Origin of the sequence: Paenibacillus sp. FSL L8-0502 (assembly GCF_038593055.1) — a bacterium.
GTDB classification, from domain to species: Bacteria; Bacillota; Bacilli; order Paenibacillales; family Paenibacillaceae; genus Paenibacillus; species Paenibacillus polymyxa_D.
The window spans coordinates 935,492-961,621 of the sequence record NZ_CP151958.1 but is presented as its reverse complement, the minus strand read 5'-3'; the positions used below and the strand labels follow the sequence as shown (position 1 = coordinate 961,621).

The following is a 26,130-nucleotide window of genomic DNA, read 5'->3' as shown; positions in this document are numbered from 1 at the left end:
CATTATAGAAGGCTTCTTCTGTCATTTTGTTCGGGACAACAAGAATAGAAAATACGGAGCTCCTACCACAGCAACCACCACACCTGCGGGAATCGCATTTGGCTGAAACACCGAACGCCCAATCGTGTCGGCGGTGACCAGAATGACGACCCCGACCAAACAGGCTACTGGCAGCAAATGCTGGTACATCGGCCCAACCAGACGGCGAGCCAGATGAGGCGCAATCAGCCCGATAAAGCCGATGCCTCCGGCCATAGATACACTGGCACTAGATAGAGCCACAGCTGCGCCTAGCAGTAATAGGCGCTGGCGCTTCACACTTGTACCGATTCCAGCCGCGGTCTCGTCACCCAACGACAGGTTATTCAGACTGCGCGTCTGCGACAGAACGTAGGGTAATACAATGACTAACCAAGGCAGCAAAGCTGCTGCATGTATCCAGTCCCGGCCCCAAACGCTGCCAGCCAACCAACGTGCGGTAAATGCGTATGTATCCTCATCCAGCCGTAAGGACCAATACAGCGTTATAGCGCTAAGGCCCGAGGCTACACCGATACCGGACAAAATCAGACGCACTGGCACGATTCCTCTGTTACGGCTATAGGACAACAAAACAATCAGCATCGCCGCAATGACACCTCCTGCAAAGGTAAACAAGGGGATCAGGACGGCGGCCGAACCGTCCAAGTCGCGAAAAAAGCTAACGAACATTACCAGTCCCAACGCAGCCCCTGCATGAAGACCGAGCACTCCCGGATCAGCAAGTGCGTTCCGCGACAAGCCTTGCATGACCGCCCCGGCTGCGCCTAGTCCCGCTCCAGCCAGCACCGTTACAGCAATACGAGGCAGACGATACTCGAACAGAACGATATGATCACGTCCGCTGCCACCGCCAAACAACGTATCCAGCACGCGTAGCGGTGGAATACGAATCGTTCCGGTATTCAAACCCAAAACAAGGACGGCAAAGCTGATTCCCGCCAATACCAAACAAACGAGCCAAGCCTTTTTCGTTCTCGTGTCCCCAATCCCTAAAGAGCGACTCACTATAAATCCCTCCTTTCCTTACGGGCGAGAAAGAGGAAAAAGGGTACTCCGATAAAAGACACCATAATTCCAATAGCTAGCTCCTCTGGCGGATTTGCCATTCTCGCTCCCAAATCTGCCAGCACCAGTAACACGGCTCCCAATAACGCAGACAGCGGCACGATCTGGCGATAATCCACACCGATTAGCTTGCGAGCGATATGTGGGATAACCAAACCTACAAAGCCGATGGCTCCAGCAGCCGATACAGAGAGTCCCGCCAGTACCACTACGGTCAGCAGACCCAAAAGCCGAATGCGCCTGAGATTCAACCCAAGGTTTAACGCCACCTCATCGCCCATCGAAATCAGCGAAATAGAACGTGCCAGCCCCATAGACCAGGCGATCACAATAAGCAAAATCGGTGCAAGAATCTCAAGCTGCGACCATTTGATCCCGGCTACACCACCCGCATACCAGAAGGCTAAATCCTGACTTAAATCAAAATAAATCGCAATCCCCGAAGTCATGGAACCTAACAGGGCAGCCGTCACAGCTCCAGACACCGTCAGTCTCATAGGTGTCAATCCACCAGGCGCAGATGCTCCCAGACCAAATACCAGTAAGGTACTCATCAGCGCCCCCAGGAACGACAATACTATTAACGTCCCATAAGGAAGATCGGGAAAAAAGGCAAAACTCACTGCAACTACAAACATCGCTCCTGCGTTAATGCCCAGCACACCTGTATCTCCCAGCGGGTTGCGCGTAATGCCCTGAATCAGAGAACCTGCAACCGCCAGCGCAGCTCCAATAACAGCTGCACCGAGTACACGCGGCAATCTCAACTCATGAATGATCTGATGTGTCATCAGCGAACGATCATAGTGAAATACTGCCGACCACACGGTGCTTACGGTCAAGTCCTTGGCTCCGAGAGAAATGGCGGCGAATATGGCCAAACCCAACAATACAGCCGAAGCTGTGAACAACAACGCCTGCCGAATCCTACCCGCTCGAAGTACTGGACGTGCTGTTATGACTACTTCAGGAACTGCCCTCTCTGTCCGAGCTGTATGTTTGTCCATGCTGTCTTTAGACTGCATTTGATGAGGTCACTCCCTCCGTACCTGAAAAAATCATTACGTTTTCCAAAATGATAACGATAATGATAATTATTATCAACTTGATACATAATAGCATGTTTCTATGACATTGCAAGCCAAAAACTGTTCCCCATAAGAGGAACAGTTTTTGAATATATCTATATGATTTTACTACATAGGTGACTCCAAACGGTCCTCTCTTTAGTACGTAGGCCAGCCTGCCGAATCCCATTTCAAATCACTAATCAGAAGTTTTGGATTTCCTTTATCAGTGGCATCATAGGCATGACGCGCAATGACACTGTTATTATAGACGGATTGGCCGCCAGGTCCCTTCCAACGGTCATTCCCCGCATCCAGTATCGTTCCGCCGCCGTCCATCAGGCTTTTGCCGCTCTTGTCCACATACGGTCCGGTAATACTAGTAGAGCGCCCGTAAATAATCTTATAATTACTGTCTACGCCTTTGCAGCAGTTATCAATGGAAGCAAACAGATAATAATACCCATCACGGTATGTAACATGGGGCGCTTCCAAACCACCCGCCGTACGCTTGGCGATAGAATAGATCTGCCCCGTAGGCTTCATCGTATTCTTGTCCAATCGAGTCACTTTCAAGCCTGAATTCCATGAACCAAAGGAAAGCCACGGGTTACCGGAAGCGTCAATGACGAGATTCGGGTCAATCGCATTATAATCGTTGGCATCCGTCGTACGCAGCACGAGTCCATCATCTCTCCAGCTTCCCGCGCCAATGCTTGTTGCTGAAGTCAATCCAATGGCCGAAGTGCGTGACCCAAAAGTAGAAATGGAATAGTAAACCCAGACACGTCCATTGTACTTCTGAGCGTCCGGTGCCCACACATCGTTAGGCTTTTGCTTAGGTACATACGATTTCCACCATGATGGCGACGACAGGAATATTTGCGGCAATCTGTAAAAATTGCGTCCGTCGTCCGATCTTTGAACCTGTATCCCCTGCCCTGTGGAGAAAATATACCAAGCGTTGCCTTCTTTCGTAATGGACGGATCATGTACTGCCACATCACCAGTTAACGCCCAGTGCTCTGCGGATGCAGATGGCATCACTGAAAGTAACAAAGCAGCCGAGGTTACAGCAGCAAACGCCGTTCGGGTCAATTTACTCCGTACTGATTTTTTCCATGCTTTCAACATTTCTTTCGCACCTCCGAATGAGTATCTTATAATGAAATTCAGGTGACACACCTATTACATTAGTGTTTATACTTATGAAGTTACCCATATATTAACCTATCACATTCTGTTTTGTAAACGCTTTATTTCAAATAAAAAGAAATTTATAAACTACGCATAACGCTTTACATACGAGGATTTTGCAAAATCCTGATACAAAAAAAGGAGCCCGCAGGCTCCTTTTCAAATTAGCATATTAAATAGATTTTCGTTTTTATTCAGTTCCGTATATTTAAGCCCCTTGCGGTTCATTCGTTCAATTAAAGGAAAATAGTCTTCCTTGTGGAACAGCTCAATGCCGACCAGAGCTGGTCCATTTTCCTTATCATTCTTTTTCGTATATTCAAACCTAGTAATATCGTCGTCCGGTCCAAGCACATCCTGTAGAAACTCACGCAGTGCCCCAGCTCTTTGCGGGAAATTCACCATAAAATAATGCTTCAGTCCTTCGTAAATTAGGGACCGTTCCTTAATCTCCTGCATTCGATCTATATCGTTGTTACCACCGCTGACGATACAGACAACCGTTTTGCCTTGAATCTGCTCGCGGTACAGATCAAGTGCTGCAACAGGCAGTGAACCCGCAGGCTCCACAACAATCGCATTTTCATTATACAGCTCCAGAATCGCGGTACATGCTTTACCTTCCGGTACCTTCACAATATCGTCCAAGGTATGTTTACAAATATCGTATGTCAGCTGACCCACACGCTTCACCGCAGCTCCGTCAACAAACTTGTCTATTTGATCCAGTGTAACCACCTTGTGTAAACGCATCGCTTCCGTCATCGACGCCGCGCCAAGGGGTTCCACACCAATTACCTTGGTGGATGGACTCACGGTTTTAACATACGTACCTACGCCTGCCGCCAAACCGCCGCCGCCAATCGTTACGAACACATAGTCCATAGGTGTATCTAGACTCTCCATCACTTCCATCGCAATCGTACCATTGCCCGCAATAATTTTCGGCTGATCAAACGGATGGATGAAGGTCATTGCCTGCTCGCTACACACCTTCATGGCCTCATCATAGGCATCGTCAAACGTATCTCCAGTCAAAATGACCTCTACACTGTTTCCCCCAAAGCGACGAACCTGCTTCACTTTCTGATTAGGCGTTGTACTCGGCATAAATATTTTACCGTGGATACCAAGTGCATTACATGAAAAAGCCACACCTTGCGCATGATTCCCTGCACTCGCACACACGATGCCTTTTTCCATTTGTCCGGGAGTCAAGCTACGAATCATGTTGTAAGCACCACGGATTTTAAAGGACCGCACGACTTGGAGATCTTCTCTTTTCAGATACACATTACAGTTATATTTGGCCGATAGGACGGCATCCCTCTGTAAAGGTGTACGTACAATCACCTCACGCAGCATATGATGCGCCCGTACAATATCCTCCATGCCAACGGTTGACGCCATGGCCGGGTCAGTTTTCTGGGTTTCTGTTGGTTCCATAGGTTCTCCACGCTCCGCCTGAATATTTCTGTATTTGAAATCTTTCAAATATCATACCACGTTTACCCATAGCTTGTGCAGATGATAGACATGAAAATGAGAATGAAAATCAATCGAACCAAAAAAAAGGCAGATCGGGACAAAGCCCGACCAGCCCTTTCTGACGTTGCACATTTCTTGTATTCATTCGCTCCATTGAATACCTTTCCGATTACCCTTTTACTCCACCTGCCGTCATTCCTTCAATAAAGTAACGCTGGAAGAATAGAAACACGACCAGAATCGGTAAAATAGCCAAAACGGAGCCCGCGATCAGCACATCATAATTGTTGCCATATGGCGTCAGCAGACTGGACAGTCCAATGGGCAGTGTCAGCATGTCGTTGGTCCGCAATACAATCATCGGCCACAGGAAGTTATTCCAACTGTTCATCGCCTGCAAAATAGCCATTGCCGCAAATGCAGGCGCCATTAGAGGCATCATAATGCGTACGAAAATGCCATATTCTGAACAGCCGTCAACCCGCGCAGCATCCATAAAATCCTTGGGTACTCCACTCAAATATTGACGGAAGAAAAAGATTGGGATCGGCGCGACGACGAAGGGTAGAATTACACCCCATACTGTATTAATCAGCTTCATGCCGATCATTAGCTTGTAGAGCGGCAGCATGATAATTTCTACCGGAATCATCATTACAACCAGCACCAGTGTGAAAATCACATTTTTCAATCTAAAACGGTACATCTCCAGACCATAGCCCACCATCGCGGACAATATCAGACATAACACCGTAAACAAGACGGTAATAACAATACTGTTCCAGTACCATTGAAAATAATCCGTCGTCCCCTGAAAGATGAACGCATAGTTTTTCAAGGACATGATGTCCCACTCCAGCTTAAGATTCAAGCCGTAGCGCAACAGCTCCGTCGATGGCTTGAACGAGGCAAGCGTCACGGCAAATAGCGGAAACAGGGCAAACCCGGCAAACAGAATGAACAGGACAACGAGCAATGCGGATAATGAGCCTTTTTGTTTCTGAGCCATCGCTTAATCCTCCTTCCGGAACATGCCGAAAAATTTGAGCTGGATCAGGTTCAGCACGAGTGTAAATACGAGCAATACAATGCCCACCGCAGCTCCGAAGCCCATACTGTTCTGCTCCAGACCTTGGCGATAGAGATAGCCAACAATCGTTAAACCAATATCGTTCGGGGAGTTATTTCCGTTCCACAACATGTAGCTTTCCGTGAACATGGACAACCCCGCATAAATGCTAATCGTAAATACGTAGATCGTCACTGGTTTCAGCATAGGAATCGTAATCCGCCAAAATGAATCGAATCGACTGGCTCCATCAATCTGCGCAGCTTCATACAACTCGGGGGGAATGTTCTGGAGTCCCGACATGTAGTACAGCATATTTACGCCCAACCATCTCCACAAGGCCAGCACGATCAACGCTAAAAAGCCGGTGTTGGCGTTCATTAGCCATTTATACGGCTCCAGACCGAAGACCCCCAACAGGGAGTTCATCAGCGAACCATCCAATTCCCCGAACATGAGGCGGAAGATCGTTCCTGCTACCACCACCGAGGTTAGTGCAGGTATAAACATCACGGAGCGAAACAACCCTCTGCCCGGCATTTTAGGCGAATTCAGCAATACTGCCAATACCAGCGGCAGAGGAATCAGCACGACCAGTGTAAGCAGCGTGTACAGGACGCTATTCAATATCGCCTTTCCAAACGTAGGATTGATTAAGTCCTTATAATTTTCCAGTCCAACATAAGTTGTTATCCCTGGCAGGACTTCCTGGAAGCTCATAATGACCGTCGAGATGACCGGATAGGCAAAAAATAACGCAAAGGACAGTAAAAATGGAAGGACAAACACATACGGTGCCGTACGACTGGAATGAATAAATCGGCTCCATTGGCTTCTGGCCGGACGCTGAGTTTTTGGCGGCTGACCTGTCGGTACATTAGCGTTCGTATGAACGGGCGTTGCCATGAATCTCACTCCCTTTCCTGTTGGGGTCTATCTCAGTTCATCTGCTAGCTCATGCAGCACCGTGGCTGGATCTTCGCCACTCTGTAGTGTCCGATAAAGTATTTTATTGCGTACAGCACTGGCGATGTCAGGCGTTTTCGGTCCAATATGCACCGCATTGATCTCATCTTTGACTTCGATCAGCGTGTCAAAAATATTTGTTCCGAAATACTCCGTAAATTTGTTTTTGGCTTTGGCTTCCGGCATTGTCCACACTTCACTGCGGATGGGATCAAACCCTAGCTGCTTCCAAATCTCCACATTCCCTTGCTTGGACAGCTTGGCAAAGGCTAGAAAACGCATCGCCAGATCCTGGTGCTCTGATTGGTTCGTGACTACCGTTCCGGTTCCGCCCATACCCGCTGAGCGATAGCCGCCTTTTTCCCACGCCGGCATGGGTCTGATGATAATTTTACCTTTCAGGTCAGGCATGTAATCCGTAAAACGCCCCATGTACCACATCGGCATCCATACCGAAGCAGCCCCGCCTTTGTTCATAAACCCGTAGTATTCCTCCATATGATGCCCGCCGCCCGGTGAGGGAATAGCGACTTTGTCTTTTACCATCTGTTGAAGAAACTCAAGTGTTTTAATATTGGTTTCGTTATCCAACGTCAACTCGCCCTTGTCATCCAGAAAATCTGAATTTTGCTGGGAGATCATCGGCCAATAGCTCCACAGGTCATTCGTTTCTAAGGTCGCCATTGGCTTGCCTGTTTTCGCAAGTACTTGCTTGCCTGCAGCAGCATAGTCTGCCCAGGTGACGATGGAATCCGGGTTTACCCCCGCCTGGTCCATAATCTCTTTATTGTAATACATCACTTCGGCTCCAACGTGGAAGTCAATGCCGTAATATTTACCGTCTTTGCCGTAAATCTGTACTCTGGAAGGTACAATGTTATTGATCTCGGGGTCAATCACCGGATTGAGCGGGACCAGTTGCGGTATCCCTTTGAGGAAATTACCGATCTTGTTCACCTCGATATCCGCGATATCCGGCGCTCCCACCCCCGATTGCAGCGCAATCGACAGCTTGCTGTGATGGTTGTCATAAGGAAATGTATTCGCTTTCAAATTAATCAATTCATCAGGGTGCTGTTGGTTCCATTGGTCAGCCATTTGCAGAAAAAACTTCTCATGCAGTTCATTGAACGTCCATAATACAAGTTCTGTTCCCGGCCCTTCCTTTTCATCGGTCTTGAAAGAACAGCCTTGCAGCAGTCCAGCCATCAAAACCACCGCCATAAGTATCAAAGCCATGCTTTTTCTTCGCAGCAGCATATCCTTCCCCCTTCGCATGATGAAATCCTAATTCATAAATGATTGCGCTTTCTTTTATTATTTAACATCAATACAAATTAGTTTACAACAACATTATTTATAAAATTTTTATTTTCAACGAAGATTAGCGTCTCCACTGCATTATAGGGGGCAATTGAAATGAATACAGTTATGATGATTTTTGCATAAAAAAGAGGCCCCACCCGAATTAAAACTCGAAGTTGGGCCTCTCTATTTTTACTACTCTTGGGAATGAGCTGCTTCGTCCTTCACTTCTTCGCGAAATGATCTAATACTTTCTTTACGACGATTATTTTTTTCTTCGATCTGCTGACGCTCCTCGTTGCTGATTTCAGAGGAAAATTCATTTAGATATCCTTCAGCTTCACGCAGGTTCTGCTGTGTGTTCTGAATACTTTGTTGCAAGTGTTCAACATTATCGGCTCGATTATCCGGTTTTGCCATTGGTTTGACGCCTCCTAATATAGAATCGCTCACGGGAGCGCTAAACCGTAGCTTGATCGTTATCGAGTTATTTTATACATTAAAATGCTTTCCAAACCATTGGCCTGCGGCGGCAGCTTCTGTACGGGTCAATTGATGACCATTGCGTTCCCAATATGCTTCCACCTGCGCTCCGGCTCCCTCCAATAATGCTTGCAGCTCCCGGGATTCCGAAGTCGGAACAATCGGGTCATTTTCACCGGAAGACAGAAATACAGGGACACCGTTCAATTCAGGCAAGTCCAGCCCACGCAACGGCACCATTGCATGGTGCAAAATAGCTCCGCGTAACGCTTTTGCATCGTGAAAGAGCATGCTGGCGGCTATGTTTGCACCATTGGAATAGCCCAGAGCCACCACGTTATTACGGTCAAAATCGTATTGCTCTGCAGCTGTGTCCACAAATTCGCTCAGTTCTTTGGTACGAAATACGAGATCCTCAATGTCGAACACTCCTTCTGCCAAACGGCGAAAGAAACGCGGCATCCCATTTTCCAGCACATTTCCTCTTACGCCTAACACAGAAGCTCCCGGTGCTACCATCTCAGCCAAAGGTATTAAGTCTTGTTCATTCCCGCCTGTACCATGCAACAGCAAAATAACCGGGGCTTGCGGATCATTTCCTTTACGAAAGACGTGTTTCATATCTATTCCCTCCTCTAATTAACTTTAAATTAAGAATCTTATTTTTGTATAAATTGATTATAGCCCATTTCACTACTTTATACAAACATAATTGACCTCGTTAATTTTTTCTAAAATGATGTCTTGTTCCATTGACATGTAGTATAGCTATATTTTACTATGGTGTTAGATATTTAGAATATTATCTAAATATCTAAAGGAGGAAATGTATTTTGAACGATGCCTTCAAAGCTTTGGCTGATCCGACCCGGCGTACAATCTTGCAGCTTTTAAAGGAAAAAAGCATGAGCGCAGGCGAAGTAGCTGAACATTTTCAAATTAGCAAACCCAGCATCTCCCACCATCTCAATATCCTAAAGCAGGCTGGGCTGGTGCTGGATGAACGACAGGGGCAAAACATTATATACACCCTGCATACAACGGTTGTGGCGGATGTCATCGGTTGGATGTTCAGTATAGCCCACTCCGATACCCCTGCCAGGAAAAATGTGAATCATATTAAGGATGGGGAGGAATCTGAATGAAATTTCGAACACCTTGGAGCTTGACGGATGTTTTGACAACTTTGATTGCCTTATCACCCGCCATAGGCGCTATACTGCTGTACGACCGGCTTCCCAATGTTCTAGCCTCGCATATTAACTTTAACAATACAGCAGACGGGTATACGAGCAAAAGTGGTTCTATTATCATGCTCGTGTTGTTGGGCCTAGTCCCGCTGGTCATTCGATTGGCACGCCACATGGACCCCAACAGAGCTAATTATGAGAAATTTTCAAAAGCCTATGAAGTTACGCGTGCAGGTGTTTCTGTAGTTCTCGCTGTAGCTGGATGGGGAATGCTGCTGTATAACCTGAATATACGACTGCAAATGAATGCTATAATTTTAGGGTTAATAGGCCTGATGCTGATGGTGATGGGGAATTATATGACTCAGGTACAGCCGAACTATACGTTCGGTATCCGCACGCCGTGGACTCTGTCTAACCCCGAGGTATGGCGTAAAACGCACCGTTTCGGGGGGCCTATGATGATGCTTGGCGGTGCTTCAGCGTTGGTGGCGGCATGGATCGGTGGAATGGCGGGAGTAGTCATTTTCCTAACCGTACTGATCATATCCGTTATCTCTCCTGTACTCTATTCTTACTTGTTGTATCGTAAGCTAAGCAAGTAAATAGACAAAGCCACACCTGAACCTAAAAAAGGAACCTCCCAAACCGCGATAAACGCAGAATGGGAGGTTCTTTTTACAAGTGAATATTTATTTAAAACAACAGCTTATCGGGATGGGTGCCTACACGCTCATCCAGATGAAGACCATTAATTCGGTCAATATCCTCAGTCGTTAGTTCAAAATCGAATAAATCAGCATTTTCGCGAATACGATGCGCGGTTACCGATTTGGGAATCGTCACAATCCCCCGATCCAGATGCCAACGCAAAATGACCTGCGAAGAGGTTTTACCGTATTTGGCAGCAATCTCAACGATGTCCGCTTGCTCGGTTAATTTCCCCTTCATCAGCGGGCTCCACGATTCTAGCTGAATCTGGTGCTCCCGGCAGTATTGATGCAGCTCTTGTTGTGTCAGACGTGGGTGAAGCTCCACTTGATTGATGACAGGAACCATGTTGCTATCTTGGAGGAGGTCTTCGAGATGGTGAACTTGGAAGTTACTAACGCCGATAGCGCGTACGCTTCCTTCTTCATACAAGCGTTCAAATGCTTTCCAAGTTTCCTTGTACTTATCCTTACCAGGCCAATGAATGAGATACAGATCAATGATATCCAGACCCAGCCGTTTACGACTTTCCTCAAAGGCACGCAGTGTTGAATCGTAGCCCTGATCCTGATTCCATAGCTTGGTGGTTACAAACAGATTTTCTCTAGCCGCTCCACTATCACGAATGGCTTGTCCAACCAGTTCCTCGTTGCCGTAGATCGCCGCTGTATCAATGTGACGGTAACCGACCTCAATAGCTGTTTTGACCGCTTCGTAGACCTCATTACCTTCCGCCTTGTAGGTACCAAAACCAAGCCAAGGCATCTGAACTCCGTTATTCAGTACAGTTGTATCTGCAATGTTCCCCATGTCTATTCCTCCTGTTCCTGATTATGAATTATCCAACGGGATGGTTACAGTTTAGTTGCATCCTGAAAAGCATTCACTTGAAGCGGAGCAGCCAACAATTCTTTAGCGGCGGCAACAAATGCCTGGAAATGGGCAGAATTATTATGGAAATCTACAGCAGCAGCATCTTTCCACTCTTCAACCATCGTAAATGCGTTGGGATCATTCAGATCCTGCATTAACGTGTAACGTACATTGCCTTCTTCAGCTTGGGATGCGCTGATCAGCCCTTTGGTTTGTTGCAAAAAAGTTTCTCTTTTCTCAGGTAAAACTTTCATATCGGCATGAATAATAATCATATTATGTTCCTCCTCGTATTATGTAACTATTTCTATTATAGACCATTCTTTCGATAGAATAAAAGTGCGGGCGTTTCTGTAATGCAGTAAAATGGATCGTATGGAGGAGATTATCGGCTGATTCGTTCCTCCTATATTTTGTTTAACGGCGGTGAAGGCATGTGCGTTTTCAGACAAAACTTATAGTATTTATATCCCTTTTAGTACTGGTAGTTACCGGGCTGTTGGGATTATCCTTTCGATATATGATCACCTCCGCTCTATATGATGAAATCGGAAAAAGGGCGCTAACCGTCGCCAATACCCTCGCCGTAGATGCGCAGGTCAGAGACGCTCTGGAGCGGACCGAGACGACGCAATTGCGTTCGCGTATCAACGAGGCCATAAAGCCCGTCCAAGCCAGCAGCGGAGCTGATTTTATTACTATTGCTGATCGTCATCTCATCCGGCAGTGGCATGTAAACCCGGAGCGCATCGGCACGCCTATGATAGACCCCATGAATGATAAGGTACTGCAAGGGCAGTCCTTGATCACTGAATCGACGGGCTCTCTTGGACCGTCAATACGCGCCAAAACAGCCGTTTATGATCAGCAAGGTAAGGCCATCGGGCTCGTCTCTGTAGGTTTTTTAATGACAGATGTGCAGCAAAATATTCGTACATACACATATGCATGGCTCTGGTTAATGGTGGGTGCTCTGATGATCGGCATATTGGGAAGCCTGATTATAGCGCAACGGGTACGCCGCGCACTGCATGGACTGGATCCAGTGGAGATCGGACGGTTGTACCAGGAAAAGCAAGCCATTATTGAGTCCATCGGCGAAGGGATTATCGCGGTAAATAGTAACGGACAAATCACACTTGCCAATCCACAGGCAGCTCGTTTGATCGGACTCCTACCGGAAACCTCTATCTACGGATGCGACCTTCGTCACTTGACTGGTGTTCCGGATGTACTGGTTGATATGCTTGTTGCCGATTACACAGTAGAGCATTCAACGATGGGGCCAAATCAGGGACAGTACATATGGAATAAGGAAATTGAGGTCCAGCAGCGAACTGTAGTCGTCAGCCGTGTGCCGATCCAGGATCGTTCCGGTCGCATCATGGGAACAGTTGCCAGTCTGCGTGACAAGACCGAACTGCTCCGAATGACACAACAGTTGACAGAGGTCAAAGATTATGCGGAAGTACTGCGATCACAAACACACGAATACGCCAATCGGCTGTATCTCATATCCGGCCTGATTCAGTTGGAGTGTTATGACGAAGCGGTGGACTTTATCACCCAGGAATCAGAGGAATATCGTGTACACAGGCCGATTGCCACTGCTCTCCTGCCCGATTCAATCATCGCCAGCCTACTGATCGGCAAGAAGAAACAGGCGCTGGAAAAAGGGATCTTACTCCATTCTGATATTAAAGGAGCATTCTCAACCCAGTCTCCTACGTTGGAGTGGTCCTTTCTCGCTTCCGTAGTCGGAAACCTGCTGGACAATGCCATGGAAGCTGTTGCGATGTCCTCCATCTCTGACGGACAGGTCTGGTTCCGGCTTGAAGAAACGACTGAAGCCATCATCGTCGAAGTTGCAGATAACGGATTGGGAATTTCGGACGATATCCAAGAAAAGCTGTTTGTCAGAGGAGCTTCGACCAAAGCAGAAGCTGGACATGGATATGGCCTTGCTCTCGTGCTGGAGTACACTGAACGAATGGGCGGCTCTATAGAAGTACACGAACGGCCTGGTGGTGGAAGTATTTTTGAGGTATACATTCCTTTACAAAGAACTGATACGAGTAATGATGCAAAAGGAGATTACGCCCATGAATGAGCGGGTTTTATCGGACATTGAGGTTCTTATTATTGAAGATGATCCGCGAATTGCGGAGATTAACCGCCGATTTATTGAAAAGGTGGATGGGTTCACCGTATGTGCAATCGCGACGAACGAATTTGAGGCAAAACTTCAACTGGACGTACTCCGTCCTCCTCTAGTCGTGCTGGATGTTTATTTTCCTGATACGGATGGTCTAACCCTGCTATCGTTCATCAAGCAACACTATCCGGGTACAGATGTTGTTATGCTGACTGCCGCCAAAGAAGCTGAAACAGTGGTACAAGCCGTTCGTGCAGGTGTGTTTGATTTTATCGTGAAGCCGCTTGTATTTGAGAGATTGCGTGCTACCTTGAAGGAATACGCCCGGTTTCGGCGACAAGTCACAACATGGCAGGAAGAACAATCCACGGTGGAGCAATCGGAAATTGACAGTTTGCTTCAAAGCGCGGGCACCGGTCGGATGGCAGGGAACGTAGTTGGAGATCTATGGGCCAAAGGCATCGATAAAGTGACTTGCGACAAAGTGCTAGATCTCCTGAATCGACGGGGTGAGGTGACTACAGGTACAGTGGGAATTGAGCTGGGTATGAGCCGTTCTACAGCCAGAAGGTATCTGGAGTACTTAGTGGAAAGTGGCGATGCGCACCACGATCAGGTGTACGGAACCGTTGGCAGACCGGAGCGTATCTATCGCCGACAACGGGGGGATGCATAAACCTTACATATCTGATGTCCTGGTACTTCCCCCTCCTCCCATTCGTAATTTTAATGAATTTAATTCATTTAATCGATCAAAACGGTTTAAATGACCACATTATTTACGTCCTCCTTCCCGATTGCTAGAATGATCATCAGTTAGTTGATTGATAATGATTATCAGTTTCTCTGGTAAGCATACTTGGAACGGGGGATAATATATGGCAACACCGAAACAACCACTGCGCACAGGCATGCTGCTTGCAGTGATCCTGGCACTACTGACGGTCATTATGGCGGGATGTGGAAGCCAGTCACAAGATAACAGCGCAGCAGCACCTCAAGCAACAGGCGACACTCGAATGATTAAACATGAGATGGGAGAAACCAAAGTTACGGGTATACCCAAAAGAATCGTAACCTTGGAATTCTCTTTTGTCGATGCTACAACCCAACTGGGCGTAACACCTGTCGGCATAGCTCAGGAAAATGACGATGATATTGAGGGGCTGCTCGGCAAGAAAATCGACTTCACACCAGTAGGCACGCGCAAACAGCCAAACCTGGAGACGATCAGCTCCTTGAAGCCGGATTTGATTATTGCCGATCTGAATCGTCATAAAAGCATATACAAAGAACTAAGCGAGATTGCTCCGACCATTGTTCTAAAGAGCCGCAATTCCTCCTATGAACAAAACCTGGCATCCTTCAGTGTCATCGCCGATGCGTTGGGTGAGAAGGAAAAAGGCAAGCAAATTCTCGCGGCGCATAAAGCTACAATGAAAAAGTTGAAAGAAGGCATCCAAGCGGGTGAGCCACGCAGCGTATTGCTAGGGGTATTCCGTTCTGATTCACTATCGGCTCACGGCGCTTCATCCTTTGATGGACAACTGCTGGAGCAAGCAGGTATCCACAACGCCCTTCAAAATACAAGCGAACCTACCGTCAAGCTGACGCTGGAACAGATTTCACAAGCGGATCCTGATGTGATCTTTTTGGTGGAAGCCGACGAAAAGCTGATTGCGGAATGGAAGCAAAACCCGCTTTGGCAAAACATTACGGCCGTCAAAAAAGGGGAAGTTTACGAAGTGAACCGGGCACTATGGACCCGGTACCGTGGACTCGGCTCAGCCGAGAAAATACTGGAGCAAGCCATTTCGCTTCTGTATCCCGCGCAAAGTAAAGGAGACGGCTCCCATTGATCGGACAAGCCTCACGCGACCGGCTGAATAAGCCGGTCTTCTTTGCACTTATCGCTGCGTTGCTGGCTGGATTGCTGCTCAGCGTGGCGATTGGCCCAGTCAGGATGGACATCCCCACCATGCTGACTGCGCTGTTCACCGAGCACCCGTCCAAGGATCAGCTCATTGTCTTGACGGTACGCCTACCGCGTGCCGTTATTGGCCTAATCGTCGGGGCCGGGCTTGCCGTGGCAGGAGCCCTGATGCAGGCCATCACACGCAACCCGCTGGCTTCGCCGCAGGTATTCGGGGTCAGCTCAGGCGCTTCGCTGGCTGTCGTGCTGTCCGTCGTGCTGCTGCCGAATATCGGATCGTCCGGCAGCATTTATTTTGCTTTCGCCGGGGCCATCGCAGGCGGCTCCTTCGTATATGCGCTGGCCGGAACGGCGGGCATGACGCCGGTCAAGCTGGCCCTAGCCGGGATGGCCGTGCATCTGCTGCTGGCCTCCATCACCCAGGGACTGCTCGTGTTTAACGAGCAAATATCTGATGTGCTGTATTGGCTCGCCGGAGCCATCGACGGGTCCACATGGGCCGACACGCGTCTGGTGCTGCCATGGTTTGCCGTGGGTATGATTCTTGCACTGGCGCTAGCCCCTTCGCTATCTGTGCTGAGCCTCGGGACGGAGGTCGCACAGGGATTGGGACAAAACGTACGTCTTGTCCGTCTACTGGCCTCGGCCTCAGTGATTATGCTGGCAGGCTCTGCCATAGCGGTAGCCGGGTCCATCGGCTTTTTGGGCCTGATGGTACCGAATATCATCAAGATGTTTACAGGCGACAATTACAGACGGATCATCCCCCTGTCTGCAATCTGCGGAGGTCTTCTGCTGACCTATGCAGACGTGCTTGGACGATTTATTGCATTTCCTTATGAATCGCCCGTTGGCATTGTAACCGCACTGGTGGGCGCGCCCTTCTTTTTATATCTAGCGCATAAGAACGGGAGGGCTTCACGATGAAAAAACTGTGGATTTTACTCGCGCTCATGCTGAGTGTTGCTTTTATAGCTATAGGCGTAGGCAGCACCTACATTACGCCCTCTGAGCTGATCGCGGCTCTGACTGACCGGAATGCCTCTTCCTGGTTCATCGTTCACCATTATCGGCTGCCGCGCGGCCTGCTGGCCATCATGGCCGGAGCTGGGCTGGCAGTGGCCGGTGTTCTGCTGCAAGGCATGATCCGCAACCCGCTAGCCTCACCAGATGTGGTAGGTGTATCCAAAGGGGCCGGCTTTGCGGCGGTTCTCGTCATCGTACTGCTCCCCTCATCCCCAGTGGCGCTGTTGCCTGTAGCCGCCTTTGTCGGTGCCGGGCTAGCAGCACTGTTGCTCGTACAGCTTTCGATGAAGGGAGGCATGCGTCCCAACATGCTAGCCTTGACCGGACTGGCGGTGGGCGCTATTTTTCAGGCTGCGACCGACTATATACTGGTCAAGTATCCACTCGAAGCCAGCGACACGCTCACTTGGCTAGCTGGAAGTCTGTGGGGCAAAGGCTGGGACGAAGTGTATGGGCTACTGCCGTGGTTAATCGTGTTACTACCTCTCGCCTATGCACTACAGCGCAAGCTGGATATTATGAGCCTAGATGAGGAAAGCTCTGCTGGGCTGGGACTTAGCGTGAAGCGTGTGCGTACAGGACTGCTAGCCGTGTCAGTCGCCTTGGCTGCCTCCTGTGTCGCTGCCATCGGCTCCATCGGATTTATCGGACTGCTGGCACCGCATCTGGCACGACGGTTATTTGGCAATCGCCACCGCTATCTATTGCCCGGCTCGGCGATGATCGGCGCGCTGATTCTCGTCCTCTCCGACGCGCTCGGACGGGGTCTGAAGCCGCCGCTCGAAATTCCCGCTGGCATCGTGACAGCCGTCATTGGCGCGCCATATTTTTTGTATCTATTACTGCGGGAACGCAAACAGAAAGGCAGCGGATAGGATGAGGATCAGGAGTTGCGCATCGCAGTTAAACGCTGCATTATACCGTAGCGTTTAGCTGCGTTACCTTCTCACCTGTACACCGATACGCTGATTAATTTCTTTTGTAAACGATTTATCATGTAGTAATCTCTTTTTAAAATCATTTATCATTTCAGGCAAGCTGGCATTTGTGTTAGGATCCAAATCGTTAAAAAAGACAGCTAGCTCTGTCAAATGCCCTTCCTTATCTGTCGCATACATGGCCAGTGTCAAAACGTAAGCTGTGGAGCCACCTTTTTGCCCAGTATGTTTCAGAAATTGCTGGTTTTCAGGAAGAACCATAAGAGGTTTCTCCATGACCTCGGACAATAACTTTTGCTCAGCTTTTGTGAACCCTTGACGGCGGTTCAGCTTACTCATTAAAAAGGCATAATCGGCTGTCGTTGAAGCTATAAAACGATCCGTATTGATACGGTCATAATCCTGATCATACCAGGTCTTAATATCTGCGTTTCTCTTGTAAGAACCACTCACATCACGGCGCAGCTTGTTATGAATCACACGGGCATATCGGCGAAACTCCGTGTCAGACATCGCCTGGATGGCTTCTTTGGCAGAAATATTATTCTTTGTATTATTCCAATTCTCACCTTGGCTCTCCTTCATACGTTCGTAAGGAATCAGAATAGAGGATACAAAAGGATAAATAGGATCATGATTTTGCAAACCCAAGTTGGCTCTCGTCCGATTGATCGCTTCCAACCCCAGTTTGTCCATTAAATACTCCGCATTGGCGTTGGAACTGAATTGAATCATCCCCTTGGCAACCTCGCGTACAGATACAGTTTCATTCTGTATCCGCCCTTTAGCTTCCATATCCTGTAGCCACGCCGCATGAGCACCACCATCCAAACCCGGCAAATAAAACCTTTCCAGCGAAATCAGCTTCACTCTCTTATCCGGGTTAATCTGACCCACCGCCGCTTGCTTGGCATATTCAATCGCAATGATCGTTTTGACGGTGCTCGCCAAAGGCATCATACGGTTCTCTTCTTGGCCTGCCAGCTTTTTTCCATCTCTCAGAATCGTAATCGAAACCTTTTCTGCATTCGCCTCCACAAAATGAAGTAAACGCGTGGCAGCATCCTGTTCCTTCGTTTCTTCCTTAACGTCAGCTGCAATCGCAGTTGTGGGTCGGACGGTATTCGGGGGATTAGCCACTTGATTCTGCACGAAAGATAGTAATCCTGTTGTCACACCCATAACGATGAGCACTGTAGCCACAATAGTTGCTATTATGATAAGGCACTTTCGTTTCACTATAACCTCCCCCTGTATGCATTTCATACATAGGTTTATTTTCCCATTTTTATATTTCAATTTCTATTTTAAACGAAAACACAGTACAAAAAGTTTCATTACGTGTCATATTTTCAAATAACATAAAAAAGAGAGTCTCCTGTATATAACACAGGCTGACTCTCTTTCATTATTCTTCAACACTTATGCTGGATAGGGTACTTCGGTTCCATTCAAAATGAGGTGCATTCGAATTTCCGCTTTTAAGGAATCGGATACGGCACAATATTTTTCCTTACCCATCTGAATTGCTTTCCATACGCGGTAATCCGGAATATCTCCATCTACGTGGAATGTCAGATCAATCGCTGTAAAGCCTGTCGGCGTTTCTTCCTTGCGCCTACCTTCTGCGTCAATATCAATGCGAGTAATGTCTGACAAGAAACGATCCAAAATCATTGTGATATCGATACCCATACATCCTGCCAGACCTGCCAATAGCAGTTCCATGGGTGTCATTCCTTTACCATCACCGCCATAAGCCGCCGTAGCATCCATCCCTACAGAATAACCGGATGGTCCCTCCGAAGTAAACGCGCGTTTGCCGTGCCAAGTTGTAGATACTTTCATGTTCAAAGGCCTTCTTTCCATTTTAATAATCTATGATTCATCCTCGATCTTATTTTAAAATTCACTGATTTGGCGTAAAAATTTCTGTGTTCTCTCATGCTGGGGAGTATCAAAAAACGCCTGTGGCGCTGCCTCCTCCAAAATGATACCATCTGCCATAAATACGACCTTGTCCGCCACCTCACGAGCAAATTTCATCTCATGGGTAACCACGACCATCGTCATCCCGTCTTGAGCCAATTCTCGCATAACACCCAGCACTTCCCCTACCAGCTCGGGATCAAGCGCCGATGTCGGCTCGTCGAACAGCATAATCGTCGGGTCCATCGCCAGCGCACGCGCAATGGCTACCCGTTGCTGCTGTCCACCGGACAGACGTGAAGGATGTACATCCTGCTTGTCCGATAACCCCACCCGCTCCAACAACCGTTGTCCGATGGACATAGCCTTGTCGCGCGGCATTTTTTTTACGGTCAGCAGTCCTTCAATGACATTGCCGATGGCGGTTTTGTGCGGATACAGATTGAATTGCTGGAACACCATCCCCGTCTGTTTGCGAATATCACGAATGGCTGCTTGGCGGACACGAACGGGAGCTGTAGCATCGACCTCAATCCCATTTACCTCAAACTTGCCGGAAGACAGCTCTTCCAGACCGTTCAGGCAGCGCAGCAAGGTACTTTTACCTGAGCCGCTCGGGCCGAGTAATACGACGATTTCACGAGCGGCAACCTGAAAATCAATGCTTTTCAGAACCTCTACCTGTCCGAATCGTTTACCTAAACCGTTTGTTGTTATCATCATCTATCATCTCCACCTTAATAAGCTCGAGCCAGACGCTTTTCCACCCGCTCCAGTATAGCGGAGAATCCAATGCTCATAATCCAGTACATCAGGCCAATTTCGAGCAGAAACGGCATGTAGAGCAAATACTGTGCTTGTAAAAGCTGGGCCTGTCGCATCAATTCACTGACCCCGATCACCGACACCAGCGATGTTTCTTTAAGCATACCCACAAATGTATTCCCCATCGGTGCAATTGCAATGCGTACCGCCTGAGGAAGAATAATACGCCACATCGTTTGACCGGGCGACATTCCCGTCGCATAAGCTGCCTCGGTCTGACCCTGGGGTACGGCCAAAATAGCTCCACGGAACGTCTCCGACAAGTACGCACCTGTATTAATACTGAGTGCCAGACAAGCAGCCGTCAGCGATCCGAATGATATTCCATAATCATCCAGTCCATAATAAATGACCGCAATCTGCACCAAAACCGGCGTCCCCCGGATGATCGATACATACATGCGCGCCAGCCATCGCACGGGTCGATTCCCCTTCAACCGGGCCACAGCAACAACCAAACCAAGGATTAAGCCAAAAAACATAGAGACAATCGTAATATATAGCGTATAATAAGCACCCTTTAATAAAAAAGGGACGTTCTCCCACATTAATTCAAGCATCGGTTATATTCCCTTCTTTCAGACGAGTGGCCCCATGTCAGCATAAAAGCCAAGACTGGAGCCAGACGCCTCTAACAGGCTTACGTTATTCTTTTGGCTCCTCGCCAAACCACTTTTTGAAAATTGTTTTATAAGTGCCGTCTTCCTTCATTTCCTTCAAAGCCTTGTTCAAGGCTTCTTTGAGCTCAGGAGTTTTCTTGTTAATGGCTACACCCGCTTGATCCGATTTAATCGGCTCGCCTACGGCTTTAATTTGGAACCCGTTTTTATCGATAATGGGCTTGAGAGCATACAGATTGTTGATGGTTGCGTCAATACGACCAGAGTTTAGATCCTTTAAGGAAGTAATGACATCATCATATGTTTTAATCTCAAAATCGCCTACCTTCGGCAGTACTTCATTCCGCAGATAAGATTCATCATTCGTTCCCAAGCCGACACCAATGGTTTTGCCTTTAAAGTCCTCCAGCTTGGTAATATCATTTGTTTTGCTGTTTACGATAATGTTTACATTGTTTGTGATATAAGGCTCTGTGAAGTCAATGGCCTTCTTACGATCCTCTGTAATCGTCACCTGACTAATCACTGCATCGAATTTTTTCTTTTGCAAACTTGGAACCAGTCCCGAAAATTCTTGTGCCGTGAACTCCGGTTTCACTCCAATCCGCTTCGCCAATTCTTTGGCAATATCTACATCAAATCCGTCCAATTCCTTGTTGTCGTTCAAAAAATTGTACGGCGGATAGGTGCCCATCATGCCTACCTTCATTACACCAGCCTTTTTGATTGCTTCGAGCTGGTTACTCGCTGCCACATTACTGCTACCCGCTCCATTGCTAGTATTAGAAGCTTCTGGCTTAGTACCGCAAGCGCTCAGCACAAGGCTGAACAATGCCAGAGCCATAAGTATAGTTACCAAGAACCCTTTTTTACGTGTTTTCATGTATCCTTCTCTCCTGTCTGGATGTAAATGATTGAGTTCATATATGTGATTTGGCTATATTATTTGTTGCCAACTACCCATTCATGCGATGTTGACCCTCTAGCTTTGACCTAATAATCCGTAAAATTCAAAATTAGCCGCTTCTTCTGCCAATCTTTTAGCAGTTATCTGCGTGATGTGGTCATGTGTTCCCTCTGAACCGAATAGCCAGCGTGTAATGACACCTTCGATCATGCTCATGAGTAGTGCCGCCCTTAATTCGACATCCAATTCAGCAGGCAACATGTTCAGCTCCATCGCTCTTTCCATATTGCGCCGGAATGCCAGCTCCATCGCAGCCCTTGTCTCTCGGATACTCTGGCGCACCGGTTCATCGACACCGCTGCCGATCAGCAGCAACCCCATCAGATAGCGGTTCTCCAATGCAAAATCAAATAATCGAACAAACAGCGCTTCCGAAGCCTTAACCATATCAGCCAGCGTTCCCGCATCACGGCGATATCCCTGTCCAATCGCTGACAGTAGTTGTTCACGACCGGTGGCGATAATCTCCAGCGCCAGTGCCTCTTTGCTTTTAAAATGCCAATAAAACGTGCCTTGGGCTACTCCCGCCTCTACCACGATATCTGAAATCTTCGTTTGGTGGTAACCCTGCTCGGCGAACCGCTTTAATGCAATGTGAAGAAGCTGTGTTCTGCGGTCTGTTTCTTCTCCCGCATGCTCAGCAGGTTGGTCATTTGAGTCAATCTCGGACTGCTTCGCCTTCCGTGGCTGCATGGATTTCCTCCTCCCGATTGATCAGTCAGTCAGTTTTGTATTTTTAATCCTATAGGATAAGTATACTTTTGTCAAAGAAAAAAGTGTCAGAAGAAAATAAAGTTTTGCTGCTCCAAGCGGCTTTTAAATTTTAAAAACCGACAGATCCCATAAAATAAGTATTAGACTGGCGCCAACAAAAAAGACAGCGGCAGTCTCAGACTACCGCTGTCTTATTAAACTAACGTTTCTCGTTAGCGTAATGGGTTCATTGTCATTAGCCTCAACCGCTTACTTGTTTGCTCAGACTCCTGGCAACAGCTGGGGCATGATGCTTTTGCCATAATCCAAGACGTACTTATTAATCTCTGAGACAAGTTTTGTGTCCTTAGTTTTGTAGTGCACCTTGTTAATTACGAAGTAACCTGTACTAGAATATTGCTCATCACTCGAAAACATCAACGTAAAATGATAAAACAAAAAAGCCGCTAAAATAGCGACTTCAAATGGGACTATGCTCTTGTCCCCCGACAGTTAATCCAGATACAAAATCTCAATCTCGCCCGGAGCGAAGGATTGCTCTGCGTAATTCCCCCCCCAATCACAAAGCGATCTCAAAATGGGTTCAAGTGATTGACCCAGTTCCGTCGTTGAATATTCCACCTTAGGCGGTACCTGATTGTACATCTTTCTGCGAATTAATCCGTCTGTTTCCAGTTCCCGAAGAGTTTGAATCAGCATCTTTTGCGATATATTATGAACGAGTCGCTTAAGCTCTCCCGTCCGTTTAGGTCCTTTTATTAAATAGTACAGAACAAGCCCCTTCCACTTTCCTCCGATAACCTCTAGTGTAACTTCCAGTTCACAGAAAAATGTTTTCATATCAATACACCATCTCCCGATCTAAGAATATCCCCTTCATGTATCGCTTGATCCTTCAAGGATCACTGAAGGAAAAATTGAACGTTACATGGAGGGGATAATACAATCGCCTTTAAGTTGATTTAAAAATCTTTGTCGTTTGAAAATTACTATGTCCTGGTTAAACTTGAGCTACTCCGCCATCTACGAATAATTCAACGCCGTTCATATAGCTGCTTTCATTAGAGGCTAGGAACATGACAGCATTGGAGATCTCTTCAACCTGCCCCACTCTGCCGAGCGGAATATCATTTTTTGCCTGTTCCAGTAAATGATCTAGTTCAGAGCCAAATAACTCATCGTACGCCGGCGTTACGATTGTTCCCGGACTAAGGATGTTTATACGAATTTCGGTCCCTCTCATATCAAGAATCCAGCTGCGGACGAGCTGTCTGATCGCTGCCTTGGATGCACCATAGATACTAAACGCTGGCATCCCCGTCGAGCCAGCAGTGGATCCCGTTAGAATAATCGAACCTCTTTTATTTGGAAACAAAGCTAATGCCTTTTGTACTGTAAAGATGGTTCCTTTCACGTTGACATCGAAAGTCTTGTAGTATTGTGCTTCTGTAATTTCTCCTAATGGAAGCAATGACCCTAGTCCGGCATTTGCAAAGAGAATGTCCAAGTGTCCCTTTTCTCGCTTAACTGTTTCGAATAATATATCTAGATCTTCCGATTTAGATATGTCACCTCGGACACCTGTAACATTCTTTCCGATCTGCTTTACTGCTTCATCCAGTTCACGTTGTCTGCGTCCCGTGATAAAAACGTAAGCCCCTTCTTTTACGAACTGTTGTGCCGACGCGAGACCGATGCCGCTTGTACCTCCGGTTACAACTGCTACCTTCCCGTCAAATTTCCCCATTCTATTACACTCCTTTTATAATGATTTATATGGTATAGGATGCTCTGTCTGCTTCATGAACCTCCTATGAACGATAGTATGGGGGAAAAGTTACAAGAAAAACAGTACCCACTTTTTTGTGATATAGTCACCAAAAAGTGATAATTGAGGCGGCACAAGCGTTTGTTTTTACAGCCTAACAGATGGAAGTGAGCTCCATTAAGTTTGAGATTGTATATGTGCTTTTAATTTCTGCCGGACTTCTTTGTCCGGTTCTGTTGACCCAACAGGTGTCAATGCCCGACTGAAGACCACCATCTGAAATATGACTTATGACGTAATTGAAAAATTCTCCCTTCGGTTTTTGATAACCAATGCTTTGCGAATCAAAGATATCCTCGAAAAACTTATATAGCCCAGACTGCTTCAAGCGTTTGATTTGCGTGTGAGTGATACCATTCGTGATTACGAACATTCGATGGGTCTTTGATAAGCGATGACAGACATCCATTGCGCCTTCCATAAGCAATTGGTTTCCATCTCCCAACAATTCTCTATACAAACCTTCCCATTCCAAGCCGACCACGATTTCCCCCATTCTCAACATTGTAAAAGAGGGCTCCATTAATTACTCACCACATGATACCACGTATTTGAACTATCCTGCCCGTTAGCTTAAACAAGTACCGGCAGTCTAATGTGGTGTAGTGCTTATGAAAAGTAAATAAGCCCATAACCGTATTTGGAAGCAAATGAATTTTCCAATTTATAAGGGTATGGGCTCTCTTTGATCCTAAATAAGGCAGTGTACGTTCTTATCACTTATAAAACATCATCGTCTGCTAATATACATTAGCATGTTGCTCTTATATGGTAAAAGCAATTTGTTGAGCTATCGTACCCGTCGTTCATGCCAATCCCATTCCGAGTAATGGTGATTATTAGGCCCTGTTAGAGCCTCGCGAACGTGATGTAATCGACTTGGACAGGCTCTGCCGATTCGATCCGAAGCGCCCGGTTGATCTGTCCCCGGTGATATTGCCCATGTAAGAGGACCTGTGACAGGATGTCCCGGACGGACGTTTGGAACGGAACCCCGCTCTGATTCGCATAGTCGATCATCTCGTCCAACTTGGATTCCTCAAGTCCTTCAATATAGACGCGATATTGCTCGGCATTTTCTTCGAACATCGTCCGGATCGCCGTCAGGTCTTCTGCTTCCTCCCACAACGAATATTGGGCGCTGCCCTTGCCCTGCAATCGGGACAGCCAGACTCGTTCCGCGACCGCGACGTGCCGAACCAGCTTCAGAAGGTCCTTGTTCTTCGTCTCACTCTTCTCGAGCGCGTCCAGGATGCGTCCGTCCGCCCAGTACAGGTGGTCCATCATGCACTTGATCGTCTTCATTTCGGTTTCCCCCTCTTCGTCTCATCGATTACTTGAACCTACTATTAACCGTTAGTTTAAGCATTTAAATGAACTAAAACAACCTTTACACCAGCCTCATTTTTACGTTCAGCCTTGAAAAATCTTTGATACTTTAATTTCATAACTCTTCTCAGGCAGTGCCTTTTTTAAAAAAAATCATTTGGCTAGGTCTATTTTGTTATTGTCTTTTTCGGGTTTTTAGCTGCTTTAACTTTCATGGGAGTTCAATAAAAAAGGAAGCTCCAGCGCCAAATATTATTTAAAGAACATACGCGGGTAGCATGTAGTGCTTCTAAAGGAGCCTTATATTAATCCAAGCACTAAGAAAACGCTTTATTTGCTCAGTCTACAACTTTATTTTCTTTAAACAAAAAGAGAACCTCCACAGAGGTTCTCTTTATCCTATATGTTGC

Annotated in this window: 28 protein-coding genes; 7 read left to right on the top strand and 21 right to left on the bottom strand. The window is 47.2% G+C overall.

The genetic code is table 11. The features are described from left to right. Window positions 1-21: 21 nt before the first annotated feature. The 9 genes from NSQ57_RS04290 to NSQ57_RS04250 form a co-directional block, all read right to left on the bottom strand. Window positions 22-1,047 (bottom strand): iron ABC transporter permease, encoded by a 1,026-nt coding sequence (locus NSQ57_RS04290; RefSeq protein WP_340931360.1) that lies wholly within the window; start codon window positions 1,045-1,047, stop codon window positions 22-24. Beyond that, window positions 1,047-2,132, bottom strand: coding sequence for an iron ABC transporter permease (locus NSQ57_RS04285; protein ID WP_318628218.1), 1,086 nt, complete (start codon window positions 2,130-2,132; stop codon window positions 1,047-1,049). The genes NSQ57_RS04290 and NSQ57_RS04285 overlap by 1 nt, the downstream gene beginning before the upstream one ends. Window positions 2,133-2,333: 201 nt before the next feature. After that, complete coding sequence (locus tag NSQ57_RS04280; RefSeq protein WP_342425667.1) at window positions 2,334-3,308, bottom strand: glycoside hydrolase family 43 protein; 975 nt, start codon at window positions 3,306-3,308, stop codon at window positions 2,334-2,336. 222 nt (window positions 3,309-3,530) lie between these two features. Then, window positions 3,531-4,817, bottom strand: coding sequence for a threonine ammonia-lyase IlvA (gene ilvA / locus NSQ57_RS04275; protein ID WP_039272546.1), 1,287 nt, complete (start codon window positions 4,815-4,817; stop codon window positions 3,531-3,533). A 211-nt stretch (window positions 4,818-5,028) separates the two neighbouring features. After that, window positions 5,029-5,868: a carbohydrate ABC transporter permease gene (locus NSQ57_RS04270; protein WP_029517136.1), complete on the bottom strand. Its 840-nt coding sequence runs from the start codon at window positions 5,866-5,868 to the stop codon at window positions 5,029-5,031. Between the two features lie 3 nt (window positions 5,869-5,871). Beyond that, a complete protein-coding gene (locus NSQ57_RS04265) occupies window positions 5,872-6,834 on the bottom strand; it encodes a sugar ABC transporter permease (RefSeq protein WP_029517137.1) in 963 nt (320 codons plus the stop codon). Window positions 6,835-6,861: 27 nt separating this feature from the next. Beyond that, window positions 6,862-8,154 carry an ABC transporter substrate-binding protein gene (locus NSQ57_RS04260; protein ID WP_340931356.1) on the bottom strand — a complete coding sequence of 431 codons (1,293 nt, stop codon included), beginning with the start codon at window positions 8,152-8,154 and terminating at the stop codon, window positions 6,862-6,864. A 240-nt stretch (window positions 8,155-8,394) separates the two neighbouring features. Then, entirely contained in the window at window positions 8,395-8,619 is a 225-nt protein-coding gene (gene tlp / locus NSQ57_RS04255) for a small acid-soluble spore protein Tlp (RefSeq protein WP_025721177.1), read from the bottom strand. 72 nt (window positions 8,620-8,691) lie between these two features. Then, window positions 8,692-9,303 carry an alpha/beta hydrolase gene (locus NSQ57_RS04250; protein ID WP_069012872.1) on the bottom strand — a complete coding sequence of 204 codons (612 nt, stop codon included), beginning with the start codon at window positions 9,301-9,303 and terminating at the stop codon, window positions 8,692-8,694. A 212-nt stretch (window positions 9,304-9,515) separates the two neighbouring features. Between NSQ57_RS04250 and NSQ57_RS04245 the strand changes: the two genes are divergently transcribed. Both NSQ57_RS04245 and NSQ57_RS04240 read left to right on the top strand, forming a co-directional pair. Next, window positions 9,516-9,827, top strand: a complete 312-nt coding sequence (locus NSQ57_RS04245) for an autorepressor SdpR family transcription factor (protein ID WP_029517140.1) — start codon at window positions 9,516-9,518, stop codon at window positions 9,825-9,827. After that, window positions 9,824-10,477: an SdpI family protein gene (locus tag NSQ57_RS04240; RefSeq protein WP_318628213.1), complete on the top strand. Its 654-nt coding sequence runs from the start codon at window positions 9,824-9,826 to the stop codon at window positions 10,475-10,477. Before NSQ57_RS04245 ends, NSQ57_RS04240 begins: the two co-directional genes overlap by 4 nt. Before the next feature lie 91 nt (window positions 10,478-10,568). Here the strand turns inward: NSQ57_RS04240 and NSQ57_RS04235 are convergent, their stop codons facing one another. Together NSQ57_RS04235 and NSQ57_RS04230 are read right to left on the bottom strand one after the other, a co-directional pair. Further along, complete coding sequence (locus tag NSQ57_RS04235) at window positions 10,569-11,393, bottom strand: aldo/keto reductase (protein ID WP_318628212.1); 825 nt, start codon at window positions 11,391-11,393, stop codon at window positions 10,569-10,571. Between the two features lie 44 nt (window positions 11,394-11,437). After that, a complete protein-coding gene (locus NSQ57_RS04230) occupies window positions 11,438-11,731 on the bottom strand; it encodes a putative quinol monooxygenase (protein ID WP_029517143.1) in 294 nt (97 codons plus the stop codon). Window positions 11,732-11,892: 161 nt separating this feature from the next. On the opposite strand from NSQ57_RS04230, the gene NSQ57_RS04225 reads away from it, so the two are divergent. The 5 genes from NSQ57_RS04225 (at window position 11,893) to NSQ57_RS04205 (ending at window position 17,445) form a co-directional block, all read left to right on the top strand. Beyond that, the gene (locus NSQ57_RS04225; protein ID WP_342425665.1) at window positions 11,893-13,566 is read left to right on the top strand and encodes a sensor histidine kinase; all 1,674 of its coding nucleotides are present in this window, start codon (window positions 11,893-11,895) and stop codon (window positions 13,564-13,566) included. Further along, window positions 13,559-14,287, top strand: a complete 729-nt coding sequence (locus tag NSQ57_RS04220; RefSeq protein WP_165149931.1) for a response regulator — start codon at window positions 13,559-13,561, stop codon at window positions 14,285-14,287. The genes NSQ57_RS04225 and NSQ57_RS04220 overlap by 8 nt, the downstream gene beginning before the upstream one ends. Window positions 14,288-14,489: 202 nt before the next feature. Then, a complete protein-coding gene (locus NSQ57_RS04215; protein ID WP_342425664.1) occupies window positions 14,490-15,470 on the top strand; it encodes a helical backbone metal receptor in 981 nt (326 codons plus the stop codon). Continuing rightward, on the top strand, window positions 15,467-16,471 hold the full coding sequence (locus tag NSQ57_RS04210) for an iron ABC transporter permease (protein ID WP_165149927.1): 1,005 nt from the start codon (window positions 15,467-15,469) through the stop codon (window positions 16,469-16,471). The genes NSQ57_RS04215 and NSQ57_RS04210 overlap by 4 nt, the downstream gene beginning before the upstream one ends. Continuing rightward, window positions 16,468-17,445, top strand: a complete 978-nt coding sequence (locus NSQ57_RS04205; RefSeq protein WP_039272375.1) for an iron chelate uptake ABC transporter family permease subunit — start codon at window positions 16,468-16,470, stop codon at window positions 17,443-17,445. The genes NSQ57_RS04210 and NSQ57_RS04205 overlap by 4 nt, the downstream gene beginning before the upstream one ends. 63 nt (window positions 17,446-17,508) lie before the next feature. On the opposite strand, the gene NSQ57_RS04200 is transcribed toward NSQ57_RS04205, so the two are convergent. The 10 genes from NSQ57_RS04200 to NSQ57_RS04155 all read right to left on the bottom strand — a co-directional run bounded on the left by NSQ57_RS04200 (window position 17,509) and on the right by NSQ57_RS04155 (window position 25,696). Next, window positions 17,509-18,747 (bottom strand): serine hydrolase, encoded by a 1,239-nt coding sequence (locus tag NSQ57_RS04200; RefSeq protein WP_342425663.1) that lies wholly within the window; start codon window positions 18,745-18,747, stop codon window positions 17,509-17,511. Window positions 18,748-18,930: 183 nt separating this feature from the next. Next, complete coding sequence (locus NSQ57_RS04195; RefSeq protein WP_342425662.1) at window positions 18,931-19,356, bottom strand: OsmC family protein; 426 nt, start codon at window positions 19,354-19,356, stop codon at window positions 18,931-18,933. 54 nt (window positions 19,357-19,410) lie between these two features. After that, window positions 19,411-20,160 carry an amino acid ABC transporter ATP-binding protein gene (locus NSQ57_RS04190; RefSeq protein WP_342425661.1) on the bottom strand — a complete coding sequence of 250 codons (750 nt, stop codon included), beginning with the start codon at window positions 20,158-20,160 and terminating at the stop codon, window positions 19,411-19,413. A gap of 14 nt (window positions 20,161-20,174) precedes the next feature. Then, window positions 20,175-20,822 (bottom strand): amino acid ABC transporter permease, encoded by a 648-nt coding sequence (locus tag NSQ57_RS04185; protein WP_165149923.1) that lies wholly within the window; start codon window positions 20,820-20,822, stop codon window positions 20,175-20,177. A gap of 85 nt (window positions 20,823-20,907) precedes the next feature. Then, window positions 20,908-21,765 carry a transporter substrate-binding domain-containing protein gene (locus NSQ57_RS04180; protein ID WP_165149921.1) on the bottom strand — a complete coding sequence of 286 codons (858 nt, stop codon included), beginning with the start codon at window positions 21,763-21,765 and terminating at the stop codon, window positions 20,908-20,910. Between the two features lie 99 nt (window positions 21,766-21,864). After that, a complete protein-coding gene (locus tag NSQ57_RS04175) occupies window positions 21,865-22,542 on the bottom strand; it encodes a TetR/AcrR family transcriptional regulator (RefSeq protein ID WP_342425660.1) in 678 nt (225 codons plus the stop codon). A 513-nt stretch (window positions 22,543-23,055) separates the two neighbouring features. Continuing rightward, window positions 23,056-23,403, bottom strand: coding sequence for a winged helix-turn-helix transcriptional regulator (locus tag NSQ57_RS04170; protein WP_019685981.1), 348 nt, complete (start codon window positions 23,401-23,403; stop codon window positions 23,056-23,058). Window positions 23,404-23,563: 160 nt separating this feature from the next. Beyond that, window positions 23,564-24,310 carry an SDR family oxidoreductase gene (locus NSQ57_RS04165; RefSeq protein WP_165149917.1) on the bottom strand — a complete coding sequence of 249 codons (747 nt, stop codon included), beginning with the start codon at window positions 24,308-24,310 and terminating at the stop codon, window positions 23,564-23,566. Window positions 24,311-24,485: 175 nt separating this feature from the next. Next, a complete protein-coding gene (locus tag NSQ57_RS04160; protein WP_342425659.1) occupies window positions 24,486-24,896 on the bottom strand; it encodes an HAD family hydrolase in 411 nt (136 codons plus the stop codon). Between the two features lie 344 nt (window positions 24,897-25,240). Then, on the bottom strand, window positions 25,241-25,696 hold the full coding sequence (locus NSQ57_RS04155) for a DinB family protein (protein ID WP_342425658.1): 456 nt from the start codon (window positions 25,694-25,696) through the stop codon (window positions 25,241-25,243). Window positions 25,697-26,130 lie beyond the last annotated feature (434 nt).

What these genes read in the sequence shown, in the direction of transcription:
- NSQ57_RS04260 (WP_340931356.1), bottom strand. Translation starts at nt 8,154, where the DNA reads ATGCTGCTGCGAAGAAAAAGCATGGCTTTGATACTTATGGCGGTGGTT.
- NSQ57_RS04175 (WP_342425660.1), bottom strand. Translation starts at nt 22,542, where the DNA reads ATGCAGCCACGGAAGGCGAAGCAGTCCGAGATTGACTCAAATGACCAA.
- NSQ57_RS04250 (WP_069012872.1), bottom strand. Translation starts at nt 9,303, where the DNA reads ATGAAACACGTCTTTCGTAAAGGAAATGATCCGCAAGCCCCGGTTATT.
- NSQ57_RS04165 (WP_165149917.1), bottom strand. Translation starts at nt 24,310, where the DNA reads ATGGGGAAATTTGACGGGAAGGTAGCAGTTGTAACCGGAGGTACAAGC.
- NSQ57_RS04160 (WP_342425659.1), bottom strand. Translation starts at nt 24,896, where the DNA reads ATGTTGAGAATGGGGGAAATCGTGGTCGGCTTGGAATGGGAAGGTTTG.
- NSQ57_RS04180 (WP_165149921.1), bottom strand. Translation starts at nt 21,765, where the DNA reads ATGAAAACACGTAAAAAAGGGTTCTTGGTAACTATACTTATGGCTCTG.
- NSQ57_RS04190 (WP_342425661.1), bottom strand. Translation starts at nt 20,160, where the DNA reads ATGATGATAACAACAAACGGTTTAGGTAAACGATTCGGACAGGTAGAG.
- NSQ57_RS04195 (WP_342425662.1), bottom strand. Translation starts at nt 19,356, where the DNA reads ATGAAAGTATCTACAACTTGGCACGGCAAACGCGCGTTTACTTCGGAG.
- NSQ57_RS04220 (WP_165149931.1), top strand. Translation starts at nt 13,559, where the DNA reads ATGAATGAGCGGGTTTTATCGGACATTGAGGTTCTTATTATTGAAGAT.
- NSQ57_RS04270 (WP_029517136.1), bottom strand. Translation starts at nt 5,868, where the DNA reads ATGGCTCAGAAACAAAAAGGCTCATTATCCGCATTGCTCGTTGTCCTG.
- NSQ57_RS04235 (WP_318628212.1), bottom strand. Translation starts at nt 11,393, where the DNA reads ATGGGGAACATTGCAGATACAACTGTACTGAATAACGGAGTTCAGATG.
- NSQ57_RS04240 (WP_318628213.1), top strand. Translation starts at nt 9,824, where the DNA reads ATGAAATTTCGAACACCTTGGAGCTTGACGGATGTTTTGACAACTTTG.
- NSQ57_RS04205 (WP_039272375.1), top strand. Translation starts at nt 16,468, where the DNA reads ATGAAAAAACTGTGGATTTTACTCGCGCTCATGCTGAGTGTTGCTTTT.
- tlp (WP_025721177.1), bottom strand. Translation starts at nt 8,619, where the DNA reads ATGGCAAAACCGGATAATCGAGCCGATAATGTTGAACACTTGCAACAA.
- NSQ57_RS04170 (WP_019685981.1), bottom strand. Translation starts at nt 23,403, where the DNA reads ATGAAAACATTTTTCTGTGAACTGGAAGTTACACTAGAGGTTATCGGA.
- NSQ57_RS04185 (WP_165149923.1), bottom strand. Translation starts at nt 20,822, where the DNA reads ATGCTTGAATTAATGTGGGAGAACGTCCCTTTTTTATTAAAGGGTGCT.
- NSQ57_RS04280 (WP_342425667.1), bottom strand. Translation starts at nt 3,308, where the DNA reads ATGTTGAAAGCATGGAAAAAATCAGTACGGAGTAAATTGACCCGAACG.
- NSQ57_RS04230 (WP_029517143.1), bottom strand. Translation starts at nt 11,731, where the DNA reads ATGATTATTATTCATGCCGATATGAAAGTTTTACCTGAGAAAAGAGAA.
- NSQ57_RS04285 (WP_318628218.1), bottom strand. Translation starts at nt 2,132, where the DNA reads ATGCAGTCTAAAGACAGCATGGACAAACATACAGCTCGGACAGAGAGG.
- ilvA (WP_039272546.1), bottom strand. Translation starts at nt 4,817, where the DNA reads ATGGAACCAACAGAAACCCAGAAAACTGACCCGGCCATGGCGTCAACC.
- NSQ57_RS04215 (WP_342425664.1), top strand. Translation starts at nt 14,490, where the DNA reads ATGGCAACACCGAAACAACCACTGCGCACAGGCATGCTGCTTGCAGTG.
- NSQ57_RS04155 (WP_342425658.1), bottom strand. Translation starts at nt 25,696, where the DNA reads ATGAAGACGATCAAGTGCATGATGGACCACCTGTACTGGGCGGACGGA.
- NSQ57_RS04265 (WP_029517137.1), bottom strand. Translation starts at nt 6,834, where the DNA reads ATGGCAACGCCCGTTCATACGAACGCTAATGTACCGACAGGTCAGCCG.